The 3,573-nt window shown below is 68.8% G+C and carries 4 protein-coding genes and 1 riboswitch; of the genes, 3 read left to right on the top strand and 1 reads right to left on the bottom strand.

All coding sequences use genetic code 11. From position 1 onward, the window contains the following. The coding region (locus G6028_RS07380) for a sugar porter family MFS transporter (protein ID WP_182658477.1) at positions 1–1,162 on the bottom strand (1,162 nt) is incomplete at its 3' end. Between the two features lie 177 nt (positions 1,163–1,339). On the opposite strand from G6028_RS07380, the gene G6028_RS07375 reads away from it, so the two are divergent. From G6028_RS07375 to G6028_RS07365, 3 genes are all read left to right on the top strand, one after another. Then, entirely contained in the window at positions 1,340–1,714 is a 375-nt protein-coding gene (locus G6028_RS07375) for an SgcJ/EcaC family oxidoreductase (RefSeq protein WP_179523958.1), read from the top strand. 34 nt (positions 1,715–1,748) lie between these two features. Next, complete coding sequence (locus G6028_RS07370) at positions 1,749–2,030, top strand: Lrp/AsnC family transcriptional regulator (protein ID WP_179523957.1); 282 nt, start codon at positions 1,749–1,751, stop codon at positions 2,028–2,030. Between the two features lie 157 nt (positions 2,031–2,187). Further along, a riboswitch (cobalamin riboswitch) is annotated at positions 2,188–2,309 on the top strand. A gap of 116 nt (positions 2,310–2,425) precedes the next feature. After that, positions 2,426–3,430 (top strand): ABC transporter substrate-binding protein, encoded by a 1,005-nt coding sequence (locus G6028_RS07365; protein WP_182617959.1) that lies wholly within the window; start codon positions 2,426–2,428, stop codon positions 3,428–3,430. The last annotated feature ends 143 nt before the right edge of the window (positions 3,431–3,573 follow it).

The raw sequence follows: 3,573 nt of genomic DNA, 5'->3' as shown, positions 1-3,573 counted from the left end.
AACCGTTGGCGGCGATCAGCGCGACCAGCCCCTGGGTGTCGCCGAGTTGGGGAGCGAGTTCGCCGTCGGGCCCCGGACCCATCGTGGCGGTGCTGAACATCAGGGCCATCACCGCGAGCGAGACGGTCATGCCGACCGAGCCGGTCATGAGCAGCCTGCGACGCCCGATCTTGTCGATCAGTGCGATGGCCACGATCGTCACCACGATGTTGGTGACCGAGGTGATGACGGTCTGGGTGAGCGCATCCGCCTCGGTGAAGCCGACCGACTGCCAGAGGGACGTGGAGTAGTAGAAGATCACGTTGATGCCCACGGCCTGCTGGAAGACGGACAGCACGATGCCGATCCACACGATCGGCAGGAGGTTCCTGCCGCTCGGGGTGAGCATGTCCTGCCACGACCGCTTCCTGTCCTCGCGGACCGTCGCACGGATCTCCTTGATCCGGTTGTCGACGCCGCTGGACTGGATGGTGCGCAGGACGTCCCTCGCCTCGCCGACCAGCCCCTTGGCCAGCAGGTAGCGGGGGGATTCCGGGATCATGAGCGCCAGTACGCCGTAGGTGATCGCGGGGACCAGCTCGGTGAGGAACATCCAGCGCCAGGCCTGGATCCCCAGCCACAGCTCCTCGATCGCGCCTCCGGCCACGGCTGCCAGCCAGGCGTCGGAGAGCAGGGCCACGAAGATGCCGGAGACGATCGCGAGCTGCTGCAGTGACCCGAGGCGGCCGCGTATCGAGGGCGGGGCCACCTCGGCGATGTACGCCGGCGCGATGACCGAGGCCGCGCCGACGCCCAGGCCACCGACCACCCGCCACAGGATGAGGTCCCACGGGCCGAACGCGAGCCCGGAGCCGATCGCACTGACGGTGAACAGCGCCGAGGCCAGGACCATGACGCGGGTGCGCCCCCAGCGGTCGGCGAGGCGGCCCGCGAGATACGCGCCGGCGATACAGCCGAGCAGGGCCGAGGAGACGACGAACCCGGTGAGACCGGCGTTCATGCCGAAGGTCTCCTGGACGGCGTCCACCGCGCCGTTGATGACGGCGGTGTCGAAGCCGAAGAGGAACCCGCCGAGCGCGGCGACCAGGGAGATGATCACCACCCTGCCGGTGTGGAAGGACTCCTCGTCCGAGCTCCTGGCCGAGACGTTCCGTGTGGACATGGCGTACCCCGTTCCCGGGCCGGATGGACGTCCTGATGTCTGGTGAACGGAGCGTAGGCCCGCTACCAATGTGGCGCAAGTCACATATTCTTTATCGATTGCGGCGTACGAACGCTCTGATCGAGAACACGTTCTAGGCTCGAGGTGTCTCGTCGTCATACCGAAAGGGCCACCGCCGTGAGTGCCTCCCCCGAGCAGATCCGTGCCACCGCCGACTCCTACATCGCCGCGCTGGTCGCCGGCGACCTCGAGGCGGTCCTGGACCTCTACGCCGAGAACGCCACGGTCGAGGACCCCGTCGGCAACGGCACCGTCCACGAGGGCAAGGCGGCCATCCGCGAGTTCTACTCGTCCGTGGTGGCGCTGAAGATCGAGGGCGAGGTGCTCGAGGCGCGCGTGTGTGGCGACGACCTGCTGTTCAACTTCGAGATCACCACCCACTTCGACGCCGACTCCAAGGCCACCATCAACGTGTGGGACCTCATGACCCACGACGAGCAGGGCAAGATCCGGTCGATGCGCGCGTACTGGACGCCGGAGAACATGCGCTGAACCGGGGCCGCGCGACTGGACTACCCTTCAGGCCATGATCACCGCCATCGTCTTCGTCCACGCCGAGACGGCGCGCATCCCCGAGGTCGCCGAGGCGATCGCCGAGATCGACGGGGTCTCCGAGGTGTACTCGGTGACGGGCACCATCGACCTCATCGTGCTCGTGCGGGCCCGCCGCAACGAGGAGGTGGCCGACATCGTCTCCGACCGCCTGAACAAGGTCCCGGGCGTGGTCGACACCGAGACGCACATCGCGTTCCGCGCGCTGTCCAAGCACGACCTCGAGGCGGCGTTCTCCCTGGGGTACGACGAGTAGACGCCGATCCGCAGCGGCCCCGCGCCCCGCGCCGCGGCCAGCGCGCCCTCCGCCCGATGCCACCGCGCCCGGTATCCGGTTCCGCAGCGGCGGCCCCCCGTGGGTGTTCCGGGGAGGTGCCCCCGCGGCCGTCGAGGCGGATGTGCATACTGTCACCACGACTTGCTGATCTCCGGATACGCAGGGGAAGACCGGTGAGAATCCGGCGCTGACCCGCAACGGTGTGCCGTCACCTCGGTGACGACGAGCCCGATTACCTGCCCGGAGGTACGCGACTCTGTCCATCGCCGCGGTCTGCGATCCGGAGTCCTGCACGGTCGGTGGCCGGTGTCGACGGTCGCCCGCCTGCGGGTCTCGTGTGTTCGTGGGCACACGACACGATCCGAGGTCTGATCATGTTCCGTCGCCAGTCCAGGTCCACCACGGCGCTCGCCGCGCTGCTCGTCACGGGCGTCGTCGTCGCGGGCTGCTCCCGCGGCGAGGCTCAGGAGAGCGCCACCTCGAATGAGGCGTTCGCCGAGCCGGTGACCATCACCAACTGCGAGCGTGAGTCCACGTTCGACGCCCCGCCCGAGCGCATCATCACGATGAACGCCCACGTCACGGAGACCCTCATCCAGATGGGTGCGGGGGATCGGATCGTCGGCCGGGGCTATGCCGATCGCGAGGACGTCCTGCCGGAGGTCGCCGAGGAACTCGAGGCGATTCCCGGGTTGGCCGAGGAGTATCCCAGCTGGGAGCAGATCGTCGATCTGGAACCCGACCTCGTGGTGGCCGGCATGCGCAGCGCGTTCGACGAGAAGGAGGGCCGGAGCCGGGACGCGCTCGACGCGGCGGGCATCGACACCTTCCTGTTCTCCGAGTACTGCGGCGACGGGTTCCCGGACGTCTCCATGCTCGAGACCGACTTCTCCCAGCTGGGCCGGGTCCTCGGCGTCGAGGAGGGTGCGCAGCAGCTCACCGACCGCATCGTCGACCGGATCGAGTCGGTCCGCGCCACCCTGGACGAGGCCGGGGTGACGGGGACCCCGACGTTCTTCTACGACAGCGGTGAGGCGGAGCCCCTGACGATCGGCGGCGTCGGCATCGGCCAGCTGATCGGCGAGTACGCGGGAGCCGACAACATCTTCATCGAGGGCGACCGGCCCTACCTCAAGACCACGTGGGAGATCCTCGGCGAACGCCGACCGGAGGCGATCGTCGTGCTCGACTACGGGGCCACCAGCGCCGAGGACAAGATCGAGTACCTGCGCAACCAGCCCATCATGGCCACCACGCCGGCGATCCGCGACGACCGCATCGTGGTGGTCCCCCTGGCCGACTTCTTCGAGAGTTCGCGGATGGCGACCTCGGTGGAGACGATCGCCCGCGAGCTCCACCCCGACGCCTTCGGTGGCTGATATGGCGACGGTCGTCCACGACCGTGGCGGTGGCGCGGGCGATGCGGCGACACCGGCTCCGAGCCGCCCCTCGGCGTCGTCCCGCCTCCCGTCACCGTTCCGCGCCACGAGCCCGTTCCGCGCCACGAGCCCGGGCCGCGAGA

It is taken from the genome of Dietzia cercidiphylli, assembly GCF_014145145.1.
Taxonomy (GTDB): Bacteria; Actinomycetota; Actinomycetes; order Mycobacteriales; family Mycobacteriaceae; genus Dietzia; species Dietzia natronolimnaea.
This window is presented reverse-complemented; position numbering and strand designations above follow the sequence as displayed.